This is a genomic window from Streptomyces sp. NPDC020996, from assembly GCF_040641355.1.
Taxonomy (GTDB): Bacteria; Actinomycetota; Actinomycetes; order Streptomycetales; family Streptomycetaceae; genus Streptomyces.
Map to the genome: position 1 here is coordinate 124591 of NZ_JBFADM010000014.1, position 18721 is coordinate 143311.

The window sequence follows — 18721 nt, forward strand, 5'->3', positions numbered from 1 at the left end:
GTTACGCGCTCTCCTGTCGTCCGGCGTCCGTGCCACGGGCAGCCCTGCGCGGGGGTGCGGGCTCGTCGTCGTCGACGATCTCGTCGCGGAGCCTGCTCATCGCCGTGGGCCCGTTCTCCACGGCGGTCTCGCTGAGCAGCGTGCCGAAGACGGACTCCCAGTCGACGCCCATCCGCTCCGGGGCGGCGCCGCGCGAGGTCATCCTGGTGAGCGGGTCGAGGGTGGCCACGACCCGGCGGGCCATCTCGGCCCGCGCCTTGTCCGCGGCCTCCAGCACCGCCGCGGAGAGCTGGGCGGCGGCCATGGTCCGGTACTTGCCGTCGAGGAACTCCACGCTGGTCAGCTCCCCCTTCCCGCCGACGGACACCCGGACCGACCGGTCCGCCGAACGCGCGGTGACGGACGCCGCGTCCAGTTCGGCGCGTGCCGAGGCCGCGGCCTCCTCCGCCGCCCTGAGGTGGGCCATCGCCCGGGCCACTCGGTCCTCCATCGGCTGACTCATTCCGGTCCCCTTTCCCTCAGCGGCCCAGGGCCTGCGGCGCACCGCCCTCGTCGGTGCCCCAGACGTCCTCGTCCTCGGCGAGCCAGGTGGTCCGCTCCCTGTCTCCGCTCTCCGTCTGCGGCCTGCCCTCGCCCGCCCCGCCCATGGCTCCCATCGGCGGCATGAAGGGCATACTGCTGCTGGTCTGCGTGGCCCTGGTGACTACGCGGTGTTCCTCGTCGTCGACGGCCCGTGCGGCGGCGGACGTCCGGCCCGACCGGCCTATCGCGGGCTCGATGACGGTCCTGGTGCGCTCGCCCGAGTTGCCGCCGGCCTCGCCGCCCGCGCCGCGCATCATCGGCGGGTACATCCCCGGCGATCCGGTGCCGGAGCCGTCGGCCGAGGCGCCCGTCAGGGCGTCGCTGCTCTGCGGGCGTCCGAGCGCCGAGGCCAGGTCGTCCTGGCTGTAGAGGTTGTCGCTGAACGCGGAGGAATAGGCGGAGCCGACAGAGCCCGCGGAGCCGCCCGCGTTGTAGGCGGAGAGGTCGGGGGGCTGGGGCAGATCGGCGATACGCCGGCGGATCTGCTCGTCGATGTCATTGCCGTCGGCGCTGATCCGGTCGTACTCGGCCTGGATGCCGGCCATGCGCCGGTCGTAGTCGGCCTTGGCGTCCTTGCGCGCCTGCTCGGCCTCGGTGCGCGCCTCCTGCCGGTCGGCCTGGGCGTCGGCCTTCGCCTGGTCGTAGTCGCTCTTGGCCTGGGCCTCGGCGGCGTTCGCCCGTTCTATGGCTTTCTGTTCGGCGGCGTCGATCTGGGCGATCCGGTGGTCGTACCTCTCCCGGGCCTCGCCCTTGTCGGCGCCGGCGGCAACCTCACGCTCGTACTCCCGGCGCGCGTCCGCCCGTTCCTGTTCGGCGGTCGCCCGCGCCTGGTCCCGCTGGTCCTGCGCGTCGGCCTTCTGCTGCTCGTACTCCTGCTTCGCCGCCGCCTCCTGACGGTCGGCTTCCTGGAGCGCGGCGTCGCGCTCGGCGCGCGCCTCGGCCTTCTGCTGCTCGTAGTCGGCCTGTGCGTCGGCCTTGGCGTTCTGGGCGTCCAGCCTGGCCTGCTGCTTGTCCTGCACCGCCGCGCGGCGGGCCTCCTCCTGCTGGGCCTCCGCGGCGGCCTTCGCGTCGGCCTTCTCCTTCTCCGCCTCCGCCTTCGCGGCCTCCTGCTCGCGCTCCGCCTCAGCCTTCGCCTGAGCCTGTTCCTGCTTGGCGGCTTCCTTCTCGGCGGCGGCCTCCGCCTTCGCGGCGTCCTGCTCGGCCTTGGCTTCGGCGCGGTCGGCTTCGGCCTGGGCGGCGGCCCGCTCCCGTTCCTTCTTCGCCTCGTCCTGCGCCTTCTGGTTCTGCGCGAGGGCCAACGCCTGCTGCTCGGCCGCCGCCTGCTTGGCGTCGGCCTTCTCCTGCTCCTGCTCGGCCTTGGCCTGCGCCTTCTCCTGCTCGGCCTCGGCCTTGGCGGCCGCCTGCTCGGCCTTCGCCTCCGCCTTTTCCTTCTCCTGCTCGGCCTTCGCCTGCGCCTTCTCCTGCTCGGCCTCGGCCTTGGCGGCCGCCTGCTCGGCCTTCGCCTCCGCCTTTTCCTTCTCCTGCTCGGCCTTGGCCTCGGCCTTCTCCTTCTCCGCCTCCGCCTTCGCGGCCGCCTGCTCGGCCTTCGCCTCCGCCTTTTCCTTCTCCTGCTCGGCCTTCGCCTCGGCCTTCTCCTTCTCCGCCTCCGCCTTCGCCTCGGCCTTCTCCTTCTCCGCCTCCGCCTTGGCCTCGGCCTTCTCCTTCTCCGCCTCCGCCTTGGCGGCCGCCGCTTCGGCCTTCGCCTTCTTCTTCTCCGCGTCGGCCTCCACCTTGGCGGAGATCTCGGAGAGGGGACGGTCGTCCCTGTCGGTGATGCTGGTGTCGAACGCCTTCTCGGCTGCCTTGAACGCCTTGTGGATCTCGACGATGGCTTCGGCACCCGCCGTACTGAGCCAGTCCTGCACGGACTGCTCCCACCGGCGCACCGCCTCGTCGGCGATCGCCTTCCACGTGGTCATGTCGCTCGGTTTGCCGTACGACTTGCCCTCGATGACGATCTCGTTCCGGAAACCGGCCGTCGACACGACGTAGTTGTGGTACGAGGCGTACGGGCCTCCGCTGGACACCGTGTTGATGTCCGTCTTGTCGTACTGAGTGTCGAAGAGGGTCAGCCGGGCGTTCTGCAGCATGTCGTACAGCCAGCGCTGCGGATTGCTCTCGGCCTTCCACGCCTCCCAGGCGTCGTAGAGCTTCTGCGCCTGGGCGAGGAGAACGTGCTGGGCCGCCGCCAGCGCCCGGGCCGGCCCGGAGGTCACGGTCACGTCGTCGATGGTGACCGCGGTGTCCTCGCCCTTGCCGTTGAGCTGGTCGGCGTACCCCTTGTAGTTCCGGGCCAGTTTGTGGATGAGCGCCTTGAAGATGGCGGCCGACGTGCCGTCCCAGGAGTCGCTGCCCTCACCGATGTCCTCGGTGTCCCACTTGCCGACGGTGGTCGCGCTGTTCTCGAAGAACGCGACCACCCGGTCGAAGGCCTTGGCCGTGTCCGTGAAGGTGCGCAGGTCGACGTAGTCGGCGTCGTTCACCGGGTAGCCGCGGTTCTCGAAACCGTGGGTCGTGTAGGGCCACATGACGAGTTGCGAGAGGGCGGCCTTGGAGCCGTAGACATACCGGACCAGCGCGTTGGTGTTCCAGTCGAGCTTCTCGCCCTCGTTGTTCCAGCCGCCCTTGTCCTTCAGGCGCTCACTCGTCTTCGAGTAGTCCGGAATCACGTCGTCCCCGCTCGGCGGCCAGTCCTGGCCGGACGCGAGAAAGGTGATGTAGGCGCGGTACCGGTAGAGGTTCCTCCCCGCGGACACCTCCTGGGAGTCGTCGCTGGGGCGGTAGAACGGGATGGTGTAGTCGGTGTTGTGCGTCTTCCAGCCGCTCGGGGACAGGAAACCCGACGAGTACTCCGGGCCGCCGTCCTTGTCCAGCCGGACGTGAATCAGCGGGATGCCGTCGTTGCCCTTCAGATCGTCGAACAACGTTTTCCGCTCCGGCAGGACATAGCCGGTGAGCATGTCAACTGCTTTTTTCCAGTTGTCGTTGTTGTTGTCCTCGGGGTTGGCCATCGCCGAAATCCGCTACTCTTCCTTTTGGGTGGCACCCTTGTTGCCGAGATCGCTGTCGACGTCCTCGAAGAGGTCCATGAAATCGTCTGCGGTGATGTGCTCGAGATTCTTGCCCTGCGCCTTGGCCAGTTCGTCGATCGTGTCCCACAACGCCTGTTCCAGGTCCTCGAAGAGGATCGTCTGGTCCTCCAGGATGCGCACGACCTCGCCCGCACCCGTCTGGATGACCTTGTTCAGGGCGTCCCCGCCGGCGGCGCTGTTCTGTCCGGCCATGAGACCGACGACAAGCGGCTTCGAGGCATCGATCGTCGTGGTCGAGATGCTGTCCGCGATGAACGAGATCGCCGGCCCGGCGGTCGGGCTGTCCTTGAGGATGTTCTCCAGCTCCTTGCGGAAGCCGTCGATGTGGTTGTTGATGAAATTCTTCAGGAATGTGCTGTCAAGGACCGTGACGGCCATGCGCTCATCCTTCCGTCACCGGGCCGGCGTCAGCGGCTGCCGATCCTGATGTCGCCCCACCGCTGCGACAGGTTCTGCTCCGTGTACCGGTAGTTGGCGGAGATTTCGGTGAGCAGGCCGGAGTGGTTGGCGAGCAGGTTCTTGATGTTCTGGACAGCGTTGTCCCATTTCGTCTGGACCTCGTTGTAGACGTCCTTGTCGTCACCGATCCAGCTGTTCTTGAGTTCGGCCAGTTCCATCTCCAGGTTGGACACAATGCTCATGATCGCCTGGGACTGGCTGACCATGTCGTCCGCCGCACCTTCGGCGTGGTTGTAGTCGACGTAGATGTAGCCGTCGGAGAAGTCCATTCAGAGTCCTCGATTCACCGGAATAGCGAGAATATTCGGGGAGCCGGTGTCTGGCGCCGGCGTGCCGGGGTCAGTTCCCTGACGTGTGGGTTCCGTTGAGCTCGTCGAAGACCGTCGTGGAGCGCGAGTACTCCGCGTCGATCGCGTCGTTGCTGGATCCCTGCACCATCCCGTGTTCCCGGAGGGTGCCGTTGAGCTCGTCGACCATCCGGTCCAGGTTGATCAGGATGGTGTCGACGTGCTCGTCCCACTGCTCCAGCAACTTCTTGTACTTGCCGCCGTCCACGCCCCCGTAATTCGAGGCCAGCGTGTGCGACGTGGACTGCACGTCCTGCTGACAACGCTGAACACCGGAGAAGGCCTGTTCCAGAGCCATGATCCCATTACGGGTCGCGCGCTCTTCGGACTGCTGCATGGCCATGAGGAAACTCCCTATTCGGCGGAACTCACCGGGCTGCGGCCCCCATGTCACCCTGCGGGCAGACAGAGCGCCCCTGCGATCACGAGTGACTCGCGAGGCCATGGGATGGCCAGATGTTATGCAGCCCGCAACTACTTTGGCAATTATCCGCAGAACACCCGGGCCTCGTTCCGGAAAGCTCAATTGAGCAATGGCCCGAAATTCACGCCGCTCAAGTGAGCGGCGTGGTGGATCCCATCGGACAAATTCGGGTATCGGCGCCGCCCACGAGCCTCCGCCGGGTGCGCGGCTCGACGTGAGGTAACCACGCGGATGCCGAGTATTTCCCTTCCGGACGATCGCCGTGGGGCCCGATCGCCCCCTCCCGCCCGCTACTGCCCGGGGCACCGCAGCGTCACACGGGCCTCGCCCTTGGACGCGGCCTCAGGTGTCAGGTCCGGACCGCTGGGCAGCATGGCCAGCATCGGGGACGGCATCGTCCGCGCCTCGACGCCCTGGTAGCCCAGCGCCTTCACCGCCTCCTGGGACAGCAGCCGGTACTTCACCCCCTCGTCCGTCACCAGGTACGTGGTGTCGCCCAGTGCGCTGCCGCTCGCGCTCAACGCACGGACCAGCGCGCCCTTCCCGGCCCGTACCGCGATGGAGTCGACCTTCAGGCAGCCCGGCTCGGCCTCGGGCGCCGGCGCCTGCACGGCCTCGGGCAGGGCACCCTCGGGCAGCAGCGAAACGCCCACCCGCACACCGGAGTGCGCGGAGTCGACCTCGGCGCAGGCCACGGAGCCCGTGGCGACGGTGACCGCCTTCGGCGGCTTCGCGGGCAGCTTCGCCGCCCACGAGTCGGAGTCCCGCGCGTCCGGGGCGAGATGCGCCGCCAGGGTGTCCGCGCCGAGCGTCGCCACGGTCGCGGCCTGACCGCCGTACGCCTTCTCGCGCGTGCGCGGGTCGCCCAGCAGGAGGGTGGCGGCGGTGTCGGTCAGGGGGACGAGACCCTTCCGGGTGAGCAGGTGGTAGCGGGCGGCCGAGCCGGGTATGCCGACCCGGAACAGCTGCCCGATCCTGGTGCTCCGCCCGGCCAGTTCGGGACCCTCCTCGCCGCGGCCGGGCACGTCGGCGGGCGCCAGATCGGGCCCCAGCGGGAAGGCGTCGAGCAACGCCGCCGACACGGGGCGCGGGGTGATGTCGCCGTACCCGAGCGCCTCGGCCGCCTTCGCCCGCTCGTCCAGGCGCAGCCGGCTGCCCTGCCAGAGCAGATACGTGGCGTCGTCCGGGCCCCTGACCAACAGGCCCTCGTCCGCGCCCAGCCGTCTGCCGCCCGGCACGTCCTTCGGGGCTTCGGCGCCGAGCGCGAGCGTCGTGGTCACGGTGACGACGCCCGTCGTCCGCGGCAGGACGCCGGAACACACCAGCCACGGATCGCGGTCCAGGTCACCCGTTCCCGGCAGGGCCTCGGGCCCGCCGGGGATGCCGATGGGCGTGCCGTGCGAGGTGCCGGCGAGCGAGGACGTGCCCACCGACGTGACGCCGATGTCTCCGCCGGTGACCAGCCGGGCCGACGTGTAGTTGCGCACCGGGCGCAGCCGCCCGTCCAGGTACAGGAAGCGCGCGCCGGTCTGCTTGTCGACGATCAGGTTCTCCCCCGAGCGCCACGAGTCGTTGCCGCCGGGCCGGATGAGGCCGAAGACGAAGGCGCCGGCGCACACCAGGACGGCGACGATCACGCCGGCGGCGGCGCCGCGGTTGGTCCGGCCCAGCGGGCTCTCCGGGGAATCCGGCTCGTCGCGCAGCATGGCCGAGGCCAGCCGCCCCATGATGAAGAGGTGCGCCTGTACTTGGTCGCGTTTGCTGTGCATGTCACCGTTCTCCCGGGTCAGCCGTTGATGCCGCGCAGCAGGCCGTAGACGCCCATCGACCAGAGCGTCAGCGGCAGGATGCTGATGGCGGCGAGTGAGTGCAGCAGCTCGGCCGCGCGTCCCCAGTACGGGACGAGCCGTCGTCCGGGCACGGTCCATGAGGCGATGCTGATCACGGCGGCCAGCCCCATCACGCCGGCCGTCAGGGTCAGCCGGTCCACCGGAGCGAGGGAGCGCGCGGAGACGAACAGCAGCAGGGCCACGCCCCAGGCCCCGGCGACGGTCAGCGCCAGCCGTTGCCAGACGTTGCCCAGCCCCCGGCTGTGCAACAGCAGGAGGAGGGAGAGGGCCACCACGGTGAAGACTCCGGCGACCCCCGGTTCGGCCATGAGCGCAGCCTGGCAGGGCAGGCACACCAGGCCGATGACACCGTAGAGGGCGGTCATCCAGCCGTCCGCCAGCGCCGACCGGGCGTCGACGTCCGAGCTGGAGTACGGCTCGATGCCCTGCTGCAGCTGCCGGACGTTGGTCGGCAGGGGCGGCATCCGCATACCGGCCAGCCGGAACGACAGGGACGGGACGAACCCGCCGAACAGCACCACCACGACGGCCACCATGCCGGCCGCCTGTTCCGGCGTCAGCCCCAGGGTGATCAGGGCGGCACCGAGCGCGCCGGCCGCCGCGACACAGGCCGCGCCGACGAACAGCGCCGGGTTCACGCCGACCGCCGCCAGGGCGAGCACCGCGCCCGCGCCGCCGGCCGCGGACCCCGCCAGCAGCCGTGCGCCGAGGACGGCCTCGCCGTCGGCGCCGCCGAGGTGGCCGCCGGGCAGCAGCCAGCCCGCCAGGGCGAAGTAGGGGGCCGCCATCAGGCCGAGCACCGAGCCGGCTCCGGAGTCCCCGACGGCGCGGGAGGCGGCGCCCGCCCCGGCGATCAGCAGCAGTCCGCCCGCCGCCGCGGCAACCGCCCGTATCCAGCCCGCGGTTCCCGGCCAGGCCAGCAGCACGACGCCCAGCGCGAGGGTGGCCGCGGCCAGCCCGCGCAGCAGCCGCCGGCCGGCCTCCGGGCTCCAGCCGTGCGGTCTGCGGCCCATCCCCTCGGCGATGCCGTCGACCAGGTCGTCGATGTGCACCTCGGGCAGCGCCTCGGTGCGCGGCCGCAGGTAAAGCTGCTCTCCGTCCCGCAGCCCGAGGGAGTCCAAGGTACTCTCGGGGTCGAGCGGTGGACCGCCGAGGCGTTGGAGCACCCAACCTCCGTGCTCCAGGCCGGATTCCTCCAGGTCGTCCCCTCCGTAGCCGATCACCGTGGGCAGCAGATCGGCGACGGGGACGTCGGAGGGCACGGCCAGGTCGACGGTCCTGGCCGGAGCACGTACGGTGACGCGGCACAGGCTTGCCGCCTGAATCTCAGTCATGGGTTCGGGTTTCACACTTTCTGGCGGGGCCACGGGATACTCGGTGGCTGGAAGGTGGCAGCGGCACACCGGTCGGTCGCCGAACGCGACGGAAAAGCCGGACGGGGCATGCGCCGACGAGTTTGACCGTACGCCGGGCTTTTCGCAACACCACTCAGGGAGTTCAGCGTCACGGCACCCCGCGGTCATCTTCCCGCCGCCGCCGCACGGAACTCTGAATCTTTACGGAAAAACCCCGCGTCGTTCCCGTGGGGTACCCCCCGGAATTCCTTCCGAAATCATTGAGGAGGACGTTCGTTGAGCGTGATCCTGTTCCGCCGGCCGGCCCGCCGCAAAGGACCGGAAATGCCGTCGGGGGAACTGAGTCTTCAGGAGCCGCCCACGCTTCCCGAAGTCGTGCCGGACAGTTCCGCGGTGTGGACCTATCTGCCGATGGCGCTGATGTCGGTGTCCATGATGCTGATGTTCATGCGGCCGGGGGCGAGCCGGTCCAGTGGGGGGTTCACCTACATCGCGCTCGGTGTGATGGTGATCGCTTCGGCGGGCATGATGCTGGGGCAGGTCATGCGGCGCAACGGCGAGCGCAAGCAGCGGATGAAGGGCGAGCGCCGCGACTACCTGCGGTACCTGCGGCAGACCCGGCGCATGGTGCGGGCGTCCGTCATGGAGCAGCAGCGTGCCCTCGCCTGGCGTCATCCCGAGCCCGACGCGCTGTCGTCGCTGGTGCGCAGCACCCGGCTGTGGGAACGGCGCGCGTCGGACGACGACTTCGCCGAGGTGCGGATGGGCGTGGGCGACCAGCGGCTGGCGCTGAAGCTGACGCCGCTGTCGACCAAGCCCGTCGAGGACCTCGAGCCGCTGTCGGCGCACGCGCTGCGCAGCTTCACCCGGGCCTACTCCACCGTCCGGGACCAGCCCATCGCGATCTATCTGCGGGCTTGGTCGAAGGTGCTGTTCCGCGGGGACGAGGAGCGGATACGGGCTCAGGCACGGGCGCTGCTGGCGCAGTTGGCGGTGTTCCACTCGCCCGACGATCTGTGGATCGCGCTGTGCGTCGCGGACGAGCGGCGCTCGGAGTGGGAGTGGGCGAAGTGGCTGCCGCACAGTCTGCACCGGCACGAGGAGGACGGCGCCGGACCGGCCCGCATGATCGCCTCGCACTTCGCCGAGCTGGAGAACCTGCTCGGCGCCGAGTTCCTGGAGCGGCCGGGCGCCGACCCCGACGCGGTCCCGGGACGCGAGGAGCCGTTCACGGTCGTCGTGGTCGACGGCTGCACGGTACCGGCGGGACACCGCTTCGACGGGCACGGGTTCCGCAACGCGGTGGTGCTCGACCTCACCGGGGCGCTCACATGGAAGCCGGGGCGGACCACGCTGCGCCTGGAGGTGGACGACGACGGGGTGGCGCTGGTGCGCACCGACCGCGACCGCAAGGAGCAGTCGACGGTGCTCGGCCGGCCCGACCGGCTGGGCACGGTGGGCGCGTCGGCGCTCGCCCGGCTGCTGGCGCCGTACCGGATGAGTGTGGGCGGTGACGACTCCAGGCCGCTCGCCGACGATGTCGAGCTGACCTCGCTGCTGAACATCCCCGATCTGCACCAGCACGACCCGGCCACGCTGTGGGAGCGGTCGACCGGCAGTGCCCGGCTGCGGGTGCCGATCGCGGTGAGCGGTGACGGAAGGCCCGTGGAGCTGGACATCAAGGAGTCCGCGCAGGGCGGTACGGGACCGCACGGCATGCTCATCGGGGCCACCGGCTCCGGCAAGAGCGAGCTGCTGCGCACGCTGGTACTGGCGCTGGCGCTGACCAACTCCTCCGAGACGCTGAATTTCGTCCTCGTCGACTTCAAGGGCGGCGCCACCTTCCTCGGCCTCGACGAACTGCCGCACACCTCGGCGGTCATCACCAACCTCGCCGACGAGGTGGCGCTGGTCGCCCGGATGCAGGACGCCCTGCACGGGGAGCTGATCCGGCGGCAGGAGCTGCTGCGCGCCGCCGGGAACTACACCTCCGCGCTGGAGTACGAGAAGGCCCGGCAGTCCGGGGCGCCGCTGCAGCCGCTGCCCAGCCTGTTCGTGGTGGTCGACGAGTTCAGCGAACTGCTGGCCTCGCACCGCGACTTCATGGAGCTGTTCGTGATGATCGGCCGTCTCGGACGCAGCCTCGGGGTCCATCTGCTGCTCGCCTCGCAGCGGCTGGACGAGGGCCGGATGCACCAGCTGGAGAGCCATCTGTCGTACCGGATCGGTCTGCGGACGTTCTCCGCGATGGAGAGCCGGGGAGTGCTCGGCGTGCCGGACGCGTACGAGCTGCCGGCGCAGCCGGGCGCCGGTTTCCTCAAGAGCGGCGTCGACGCGCTGACCCGGTTCCGCGCCGCGTACGTCTCGGGGCCGTACCGGCGGCGCAGGGCCGTCGTACAGGCGCAGGTGGCGCGTCAGGTGGTGCCGTGGACGGCGGAGTGGGTGGTGCCGCGCGCGCCCGTCGGCCCGGACACGGCGGCCGGACCCGACGAGCCGGAGGGCGAGGGGGACGACGGGGAGACGCTGCTGTCGGTGGCGCTCGACCGGCTGCGCGGTTCGGGGCCGCCCGCCCACCAGGTGTGGCTGCCGCCGCTGGGCCGGCCGGCCACCCTGGACCAGATCCTGCCTCCGCTGGCACCCGATCCGCGGTACGGCCTGACCACGGCCGACTGGCCGCTGCGGGGACGGCTCACCGTGCCGGTGGGAGTCGTGGACCGTCCCTTCGACCAGGTACGTGATCTGCTGACCGTGGACCTGTCGGCGGCCGGCGGCCACGTGGCCATCGCCGGGGGCCCGCAGAGCGGCAAGAGCACCCTGCTGCGGACCCTCATCACCGCGCTGGCCCTCACCCACACGCCGCGCGAAGTGCAGTTCTACTGCCTGGACTTCGGCGGCGGCACCCTGGCCGCGCTGGACGAGCTGCCCCATATGAGCGGGGTCGCGGCGCGGGTGGACACCGAACGGGTGGGCCGTACGATCGCGGAGGTCACCACGCTGCTCGCCAGGCGTGAGCGGTTCTTCCTGGAGCACGGCATCGACTCCATGGCCACGTACCGCAAGCGGCGCGCGGCGGGAGAGTTCCCGGACGAGCCGCACGGGGACGTCTTCCTGGCCATCGACGGCTGGGCCACCGTGCGCCAGGACTTCGACCGGCACATCCCCACCTTCAACGCGCTGGCCGCCCGCGGCCTCAACTACGGGGTCCACCTGCTGATCACCACCGCCCGCTGGGTGGAGCTGTCGTCCTCGGTGCGCGACCAGACCGGGACCCGGCTGGAGCTGCGGATGGGTGATCCGATGGACTCGCAGATCGACTCCCGCAAGGCAGCCACGATCCCGCGCAGCGCGGGGCGGGGACTGACCTCGGACAAGCTGCACTACCTGTCGGCGCTGCCGCGCGTCGACGGGGTCGAGGACGCCGACGACCTCGCGGACGGGGTCGCCGGGCTGGTCGCCGCGATCGGCGAGAACTGGACGGGGCCCACCGCCCCGCGCGTGCGGATGCTGCCGGCGAAGCTGCCGGTGGAGGAGCTGCCGGAGCCGGAGGGGGACAACGGTCTGCGGATCGCCATCGGCCTGGACGAGAACGAACTGGCGCCGGTGTGGCACGACTTCACCGAGAACCCGCATCTGATCGTGGTGGGCGACACGGAGAGCGGCAAGACGAACCTGCTGCGGCTGGTCGCGCGGGGCATCACCGAGCGGTACACGCCCGCCGAGGCGCGCATCATGACGGTGGACTACCGGCGGGAGCTGGTGGAGAGCGTTCCGGAGGCGTACCGGCTCGGGCACGCCGTGTCCCTGGACATGCTGCGGGAACTGGTGGACGGGGCGGCGCGGGCGGTCAGGCTGCGGGTACCCGGCGAGGACATCGCTCCGTCGCGGATGCGGCTGTGCGACTGGTGGCAGGGGCCGCGGCTGTTCATCCTGGTCGACGACTACGACATGGTGGGCAGCGGGCCGACGGCGCAGCCGTTCGCTCCGTTGCTGGATCATCTGGCGCTGGGGCACGAGGTGGGGCTGCACCTGGTGGTGGCGCGGTCGTCGGCGGGGGCGGGGCGTGGGCTCAACGAGGCGTTGCTGCGCCGGTTGCAGGAGGTCAACACGCCGGGTCTGCTGATGTCGTGTCCGCCGAGCGAGGGGTATCTCTTCGGGAGTGTGAAGGGGCGGGAGCTGATTCCGGGGCGGGCGATCCGGATCGCCCGCCGTAAGACCCTGCAGGTGCAGACGGGGCTTGTGGAGGACGCGTTGTGATGTCTCCGTGTCCGGGCCGGCTCCCCGTGCGACGGTCCGTCGGCGGTGATCGCGCGGACCGGCGTGCGCGGGGTGCGCGGGGTGCGCGGGGTGCGCGGGGTGCGCGGGGTTGGTGCGGGCCGTGGGACGGCTGCGCGGCCCGGCGCCCGCGGGGTGCCTTCCCCGCTGTCGGCCGTGCTCGGGCGGGGGGACCCCCATCGCCCGCCCGTGCCGCCCTGGGGGTGCCTCCCGCGCCCTTGAGGCGCCGGGGGAGGCACGGCTGCCGGAGGATCGCGGCGGCGACGGACGGGCCGGCGGGGACGGGCGCGGTGGCGATCTCCTCAGGAGGCGGCCGGGGGGCGCCAGTTGCGGGTGCGGCCGCGGGGGACGACCGCGGCCGCGGCGGCGAGCAGGAGGACCGTGGTCAGGCCGCCGGCCGCGACCGCCAGGGAGCGGTTGCGGGGGGTGGGGTCGGTGGGGTGCGGCATCTGCGCGGGGGCCGGGGTCTGTCCGGGGGGCCTGGTGCGGTCCTGGACGAGGGACAGGGCGGCGTACGGGTCGAGGCGGGGCACGTCCGACGGGTAGGCGGTGTCCAGCAGGCGGCGGGCGACCTCGGCCGCCGTGAGGTCGGGGTGGTAGGCGCGTACGAGAGCGGCGGCGCCGGCGACGCCCGCCGCGGCCAGCGAGGCACCGGAACCGATGTAGTGGCCGGAGCCCCCGGGGCCGACGCTGACCATCGCGCTGCCGGGCGCGGACAGGTCGGGCCGGTAGGCGGGGGGCGCGTTCTCCTGCCGCGCGCCGTCGGGGCCGAAGTCCACCACGGCGAGCGCGGCGGGCACGGCGGCCGGCCAGTACGGGCCCTCGGGCATCTCGCCGTCGGGCCCCTTCTCCTCGCTGGGCACCGCGTCCGGTGCGGCAGGGGCGACGACCAGCGCGTCCTTCCGGGTGGCGTAAGCGACCGCCGCGGTGAGTTCGGCCTTGCCGGTGCGCAGGGCCTGGCCGACGTAGATGACCTGTGCACCGCGGTCCGCCGCCGTCCGTATGCCGGCGGCCACGCGTTCCACGGAGGGCACTCCGCGGTCGTCGGTGCCGGACAGGGCGAGGATCTGCGCCTGCGGGGCGGCCCCGCTGATGCCACTGCCCTTCTCGGGTGCGGCGGCGATCAGGCCGGCGGCGAACGTGCCGTGGCCCACGCAGTCCGCGTCCGCCCCGCCCACGGCCTCCACTCTGCCGGACAAGCTGGGGACGCCCGAGGCGACCCCGGTGTCGACCACCGCGACGGTCACCCCGCCGCCGCGGGAGATCCGCTGGGCCCGGGACAGCCCGAGCGCCGTCTGCGACCACGCCACCCCGGTGGCCGTCTGCTCGGAGGCCCCGGTACACGGGTTGCCCTCGCCGAGCCGGACGGGCAGCGGGGGCAGCAACGTGGTCCCGGAATCGCCGGCACCGGGGCTCCCCGACGGTGCGGCCGGGACGACGGGGACGGCGAAGGCCGGCCCGCCCGTGACCGGCAGGGCCACGGCGACCGCCAGCACGAGGCCCACACTCCGGCCTTTCATGATATTCCGCATAGGCCGCATGATATGCACACAAGATGTACGGCGCACAACGCCAACTACCGCACAGCACAAGGAGGTTCGAGGCGTGGCACGTCACATACTCACGGTTGGCCCGGAACGGTCGGACGGCTTCCGGACGATCGGTGAGGCACTGTCCCAGGCCCGTACCGGGGCGGTGATCCGGGTCCGTCCCGGCCGCTACGCCGAGAACCTCGTCATCAGGCACCGGGTGACGATCGTCGGCGAGGGCGAGGCGGGCACCGTCGAACTCTGCCCGCGGGACGGCACCGCCGTCACCCTCATGGCCGACGCCGTGATGATCAGCTCCCTGACTCTCCAGGGCCGCGACAAGGAGGCCGCGGTCGTGGACGTACCGGCCGGTCAGGTCGCCCTCGACGACTGCACCGTGACCGGCGCCGGATGGACGGCGCTGCTGGTTCGCGGCAAGGGTTCACTGGCCGCCCGCGGCTGCCGGATCAGCAACCCCGGCGGCGCCGGGCTCGTCGACTCGTCGGAGTCCGAGAGCGTCGTCGAGGGCTGCACGTTCGAGAACTTCGGCACCTCCGCCGTGGTCATCGGCGAGACCGCCGGACCCCTGGTCCGCGACTGCCGCATCCGCGGCGCCCGGGCCAACGGCGTCCTGGCGAGCGGCGAGGCCCGGGGCACCGTGGAGGGCTGCGACATCTCCGGCACCGACAAGCCCGCCATCGCCCTGGAGGGCCACAGCTCGACCCGGGTGCTGCGGTGCGCCGTGCACCACGCCTCCGTGGGCCTGCTGGTGACGAGCATGTCCCGCCCGGAGATCGAGGAGACGTCGTTCGAGTCCGTCTCCCAGAGCGGGATCGTGATCTCCGGCGGAGCCGACCCGCTGCTGCGCGGGTGTGTCACCCGGCGTACCAAGAAGAGCGGGCTGCTCGTCCTGGACCGCTCACGCGGGACCCTGGAGCAGTGCTCCTTCCACGGCTCCGCCGAGGCCGCCGTACGGGTCGTCGAGGGCAGCGCCCCCCTGCTGCGGGACACCGTGGTGAGCGACTGCGCCGACACCGCCGGGGCGGTGCAGCTCACGGACGACTCCCGAGCCGAGTTCGAACGCCTGGAGGTCCTGGACGCGGCCGGCGTCGGCATCTCGGTGCGCTCCGCCGCCGACCCGCTGCTGCGTCACGCCCGGATCACCGGCGCGGGCGGCCACGGCGTCGAGTTCACCGACGACGGCCGCGGCCGGCTCGAGCGCTGCGAGGTCGAGTCCGCCGGCGGCTGCGCGCTGAGCATCGACGACGACTCCGCTCCCGAGATCAGCGACACCGTGCTGAGCTCCGCCGCCCGCTCGGGCCTCCTCGTCGGCGAACGCGGCCGGGGCACCCTGCGGGACTGCGAGATCGGCGACAGCGCCGAGGCAGGGGTCGGCGTGGGGGACGGCGCCGAGATCATCCTGGAGCGGGTCCGGGTGCACGGTTCGGGGGCCCACGGCGTCCAGGTGTCGCGCGGCGGCCGGGCCGTCCTCGACTCCTGCGAGATCACCGGCAGTACCGGCGACGGCGTACGGGTCGACAGCGCCGAACCGGTCGACGTCACCCGGTGCGTCGTGCGCGACAACCGCGGCGCGGGACTGCGTCAGAGCCGCGCCGGCGAGCGCCTCACGGTCGAACTGCTGACCAGCGCGGACAACGGCCTGCCGGACAGCTGGGGCGAGTCGGCCGGAACGGCCGGCGAGGACGGCGCTCCGGGCGGGTCCGGCAGGGAGCCGGAGCCCGAGGGCCCGCTGGCCGAACTGGAGGCGCTCGTCGGTCTGGAGAACGTCAAGCACCAGGTGAACACGCTGGTCAACCTGAACCAGCTGGCGGAGCGCCGGCGCCGGCTCGGCATGCCGGTCCCGTCCATGAGTCGGCACCTGATCTTCGCCGGACCGCCCGGCACCGGCAAGACCACCGTCGCCCGCCTCTACGGCAGCATCCTCGCCGACCTGGGCGTGCTCAGGAGCGGACACCTGGTCGAGGTCGCCCGCGCCGATCTCGTCGCGCAGGTCATCGGCGGTACGGCCATCAAGACCACCGAGGCGTTCACCAGCGCGCTGGGCGGGGTGCTGTTCATCGACGAGGCCTACACCCTCACCGTCGAGGGAACGTCCAACGACTTCGGCCGCGAAGCCGTCGACACCCTGCTGAAACTCATGGAGGACCACCGCGACGACGTGGTCGTGGTGGCGGCCGGCTACTCCGAGCAGATGGAGTCGTTCCTGACCGCCAACCCGGGTCTCGCCTCCCGGTTCACCCGCACCATCGAATTCGGCAACTACGCGGTGGACGAACTGGTGACGATCACCGAGAGCCTCTGCCACCGGCACCAGTTCGAGCTCGGGCCGCTGACCCGGGAGGCCCTCGTCGTGCGCTTCGAGCGGATGACGCGCGACGCGACCTTCGGCAACGGGCGTGCGGCCCGCGCCGTGTTCGAGGACATGGTGGACCGGCAGGCGCTCCGGCTCGCGGCCATGCCCGACCCCGCGGAGAGCGACCTGACGCTGCTGCTGCCGCAGGACGTCGGCGACGCCGAGGCGGCGGCCGTCGGCGGTACGGCGCAGGAGACCGGCGACGCCTCCGACCCGATGGCCGAACTCACCGCCATGGTGGGGCTGGCCGCCGTGAAGCGGGAGGTCGCCGACCTGGTCAGTCTGCTCACCAATGCCCGGCAGCGGATCGCCGCGGGGCTGCCCGCCCCCCGGATCAGCAACCACCTGGTCTTCAGCGGACCGCCCGGCACCGGCAAGACCACCGTCGCCCGGCTGTACGCGAAGCTCCTGCACTCGCTGGGGGTGCTCCCCCGTGACTCCCTGGTGGAGGTGGCGCGGGCGGACCTGGTGGGCCAGTACGTCGGCCACACCGCCCAGCGCACCAAGGACGTCTTCACCAGCGCGCTGGGCGGGGTGCTGTTCATCGACGAGGCCTACACCCTCACCCCCGAGGGCTCGTCGAACGACTTCGGCCGCGAAGCCGTCGACACCCTGCTGAAACTGATGGAGGACCACCGCGACGAGATCGTGGTCGTCGTCGCCGGATACACCGAGGAGATGGAGCGCTTCCTCGCCTCCAACCCCGGCCTGACGTCCCGGTTCTCCAAGTTCGTGACGTTCGAGGACTACAGCACGGACGAGCTGGTCACCATCGTGTCCCGGCACGCCGCGGCCCTCGGATACGAGTGCACAGAAGCGACCGTCGCCGCGCTGCGCGCCCATGTGGACGCCATCCCGCGCGACCGGTCCTTCGGCAACGCGCGGCTCGCCCGGCGTCTGCTGGAGACGATGATGACGAGCCAGGCCCGCCGGCTGGGCGGGGTGAGTTCGCCCAGCCTCGCCGACCTCACCACGCTGCTGCCGGAGGATCTGCCGTCGGCACTGCGACGGGAGGCCGCCCTGTGACCGCCTGAAGGCGAACGCCCGCCGGTCTTGACGCCGGCGGGCGTTCGCCGCGCTGCCGCGCCCTCAGACGGTGAACCTGACGGCCTCCAGCCAGTACTGCGGCTCCGTCGACCCGCCGAAGATCCAGCCCTGGGAGGACTCGCACGCCAGGCCGCCCCAGCCGTGCCCGCCGAGTTTGTGGTTCTGGCAGGCGGTGCCCGAGTCGACGCCGATGGTGAAGCCGCTGAGGTTCGGCGCGTTCGAGGCGGCGCTTCCCAGGACCAGGTCCGTCCCGTCGACCGCGCCCGACCACCCGGTCGTCCAGCCGTCCTTCTGGACGAACTCGTTGCCGTTCACCTTCTTCGCGTCAGCCACCGCGACGTTGATGGCCGTGATGGGATGTCCCTTGCCCTCCTGGCCCGCGGTGGCCCCGTCGCACACGGGGTCGGTCCAGCCCACGCTCTTCATGTGAACCCGGTAGCAGATGTGCCGGCCGGGGTTCGAGGCGGCCAGCCGCTGCACGGCGTAGGCGGCGGTGTTCGGCGGAAGCTTGGGCGCCTTGTTCTCCTTCACCGGGTTCGCCGCCGCCTTCTTCGGCGTCTCGGCCGGCTTGCTCGCCGGGGCCGAACTCGGCGCCGTCTCCGCCTTGTGGGCAGCCGGGCTCGGCTTGGCGGACGGCTTCCCGGTCGACGGCCGCGGTGTCGGCTCCGCCGGGGAGTAGTCGCCCTTCGGGAATTCCAGGGGATCTTCTTCGAGCAGCGTGTCGGACCCGTCGGCCACCGCCACGTGGTCCTTCTTCTGCCGCGAGCCGTCCGTGGCCCAGATCAGCAGCGGCACCGCGAGGAGGACGACGCCGGCGATGCCGGCGGCGGCGAGCAGAGGCTTCTTCGGGTTCCCGGACGGCGGTCCGTCCGCACCGGCATCGTCCGCACCGGCACCGTCCGCGGCGGTTCCGCCGAGGCCGCGGGCCTCGGCCTCCGCGACGGCCCGGACCGCGGTGGCCGGGCCGGCGAAGCTCTCGCTTTCCGCTTCCGGCCGCTCCTGCGAAGCGGACGCGACCGACGCGCCGGCCGTCGCGGCCGGTTCCCCGATGGCGGCGGGCGCCTCGGGGGCGGCCTCGCTCTCGGCGGTGTCCGGGGTCATCGGGGCCGAGCGCGCCCTCTCCGCTCCCTCGGCCCCGTCCTGACCCGGCTCCGGTGCGGCCGTACGCCGCGCGGCCGGTGCCAGCATCGGGCCGGGGTCGGCCGCCGCCGACCCCAGGGAGACGGCTCTGCGCACGGACGAACCGCCCCTGCCGTCGGGCCTCTCGGAAGTGGGAGGCTTGTTCTGACTTGCCATCGTTCTCCTCGATCTGTACGGACTGTGGAGTGACAGGTGGGCGTGCGCGCGATGC

At 71.7% G+C, this 18721-nt stretch carries 11 protein-coding genes; 2 read left to right on the top strand and 9 right to left on the bottom strand.

Translation table 11 applies throughout. The features are described from left to right. Position 1: 1 nt before the first annotated feature. The 7 genes from AB0G63_RS13395 to eccD all read right to left on the bottom strand — a co-directional run bounded on the left by AB0G63_RS13395 (position 2) and on the right by eccD (position 8127). Positions 2-502 carry a YbaB/EbfC family nucleoid-associated protein gene (locus tag AB0G63_RS13395; protein ID WP_360748952.1) on the bottom strand — a complete coding sequence of 167 codons (501 nt, stop codon included), beginning with the start codon at positions 500-502 and terminating at the stop codon, positions 2-4. Positions 503-518: 16 nt separating this feature from the next. Then, positions 519-3632 (bottom strand): AAWKG family protein, encoded by a 3114-nt coding sequence (locus AB0G63_RS13400; RefSeq protein ID WP_360748955.1) that lies wholly within the window; start codon positions 3630-3632, stop codon positions 519-521. A 12-nt stretch (positions 3633-3644) separates the two neighbouring features. Next, the gene (locus AB0G63_RS13405) at positions 3645-4091 is read right to left on the bottom strand and encodes a type VII secretion system-associated protein (protein ID WP_360748958.1); all 447 of its coding nucleotides are present in this window, start codon (positions 4089-4091) and stop codon (positions 3645-3647) included. 29 nt (positions 4092-4120) lie between these two features. After that, complete coding sequence (locus AB0G63_RS13410) at positions 4121-4441, bottom strand: WXG100 family type VII secretion target (RefSeq protein WP_360748961.1); 321 nt, start codon at positions 4439-4441, stop codon at positions 4121-4123. Positions 4442-4511: 70 nt separating this feature from the next. After that, the gene (locus AB0G63_RS13415) at positions 4512-4862 is read right to left on the bottom strand and encodes a hypothetical protein (RefSeq protein WP_360748964.1); all 351 of its coding nucleotides are present in this window, start codon (positions 4860-4862) and stop codon (positions 4512-4514) included. A 371-nt stretch (positions 4863-5233) separates the two neighbouring features. Beyond that, positions 5234-6712, bottom strand: a complete 1479-nt coding sequence (gene eccB / locus AB0G63_RS13420) for a type VII secretion protein EccB (protein ID WP_360748967.1) — start codon at positions 6710-6712, stop codon at positions 5234-5236. 17 nt (positions 6713-6729) lie between these two features. Continuing rightward, positions 6730-8127 (bottom strand): type VII secretion integral membrane protein EccD, encoded by a 1398-nt coding sequence (eccD, locus tag AB0G63_RS13425; protein WP_360748970.1) that lies wholly within the window; start codon positions 8125-8127, stop codon positions 6730-6732. Between the two features lie 303 nt (positions 8128-8430). Between eccD and eccCa the strand changes: the two genes are divergently transcribed. Then, positions 8431-12402 (top strand): type VII secretion protein EccCa, encoded by a 3972-nt coding sequence (eccCa, locus tag AB0G63_RS13430; protein WP_360749006.1) that lies wholly within the window; start codon positions 8431-8433, stop codon positions 12400-12402. Positions 12403-12722: 320 nt separating this feature from the next. Here the strand turns inward: eccCa and AB0G63_RS13435 are convergent, their stop codons facing one another. Continuing rightward, entirely contained in the window at positions 12723-13952 is a 1230-nt protein-coding gene (locus AB0G63_RS13435) for a S8 family serine peptidase (RefSeq protein WP_360748973.1), read from the bottom strand. 73 nt (positions 13953-14025) lie between these two features. On the opposite strand from AB0G63_RS13435, the gene AB0G63_RS13440 reads away from it, so the two are divergent. Next, positions 14026-17349: a right-handed parallel beta-helix repeat-containing protein gene (locus tag AB0G63_RS13440; protein ID WP_360748976.1), complete on the top strand. Its 3324-nt coding sequence runs from the start codon at positions 14026-14028 to the stop codon at positions 17347-17349. Between the two features lie 63 nt (positions 17350-17412). Here AB0G63_RS13440 and AB0G63_RS13445 read toward each other — a convergent pair whose 3' ends face one another. Then, positions 17413-18666 (bottom strand): hypothetical protein, encoded by a 1254-nt coding sequence (locus AB0G63_RS13445; RefSeq protein WP_360748979.1) that lies wholly within the window; start codon positions 18664-18666, stop codon positions 17413-17415. Positions 18667-18721: the final 55 nt, after the last annotated feature.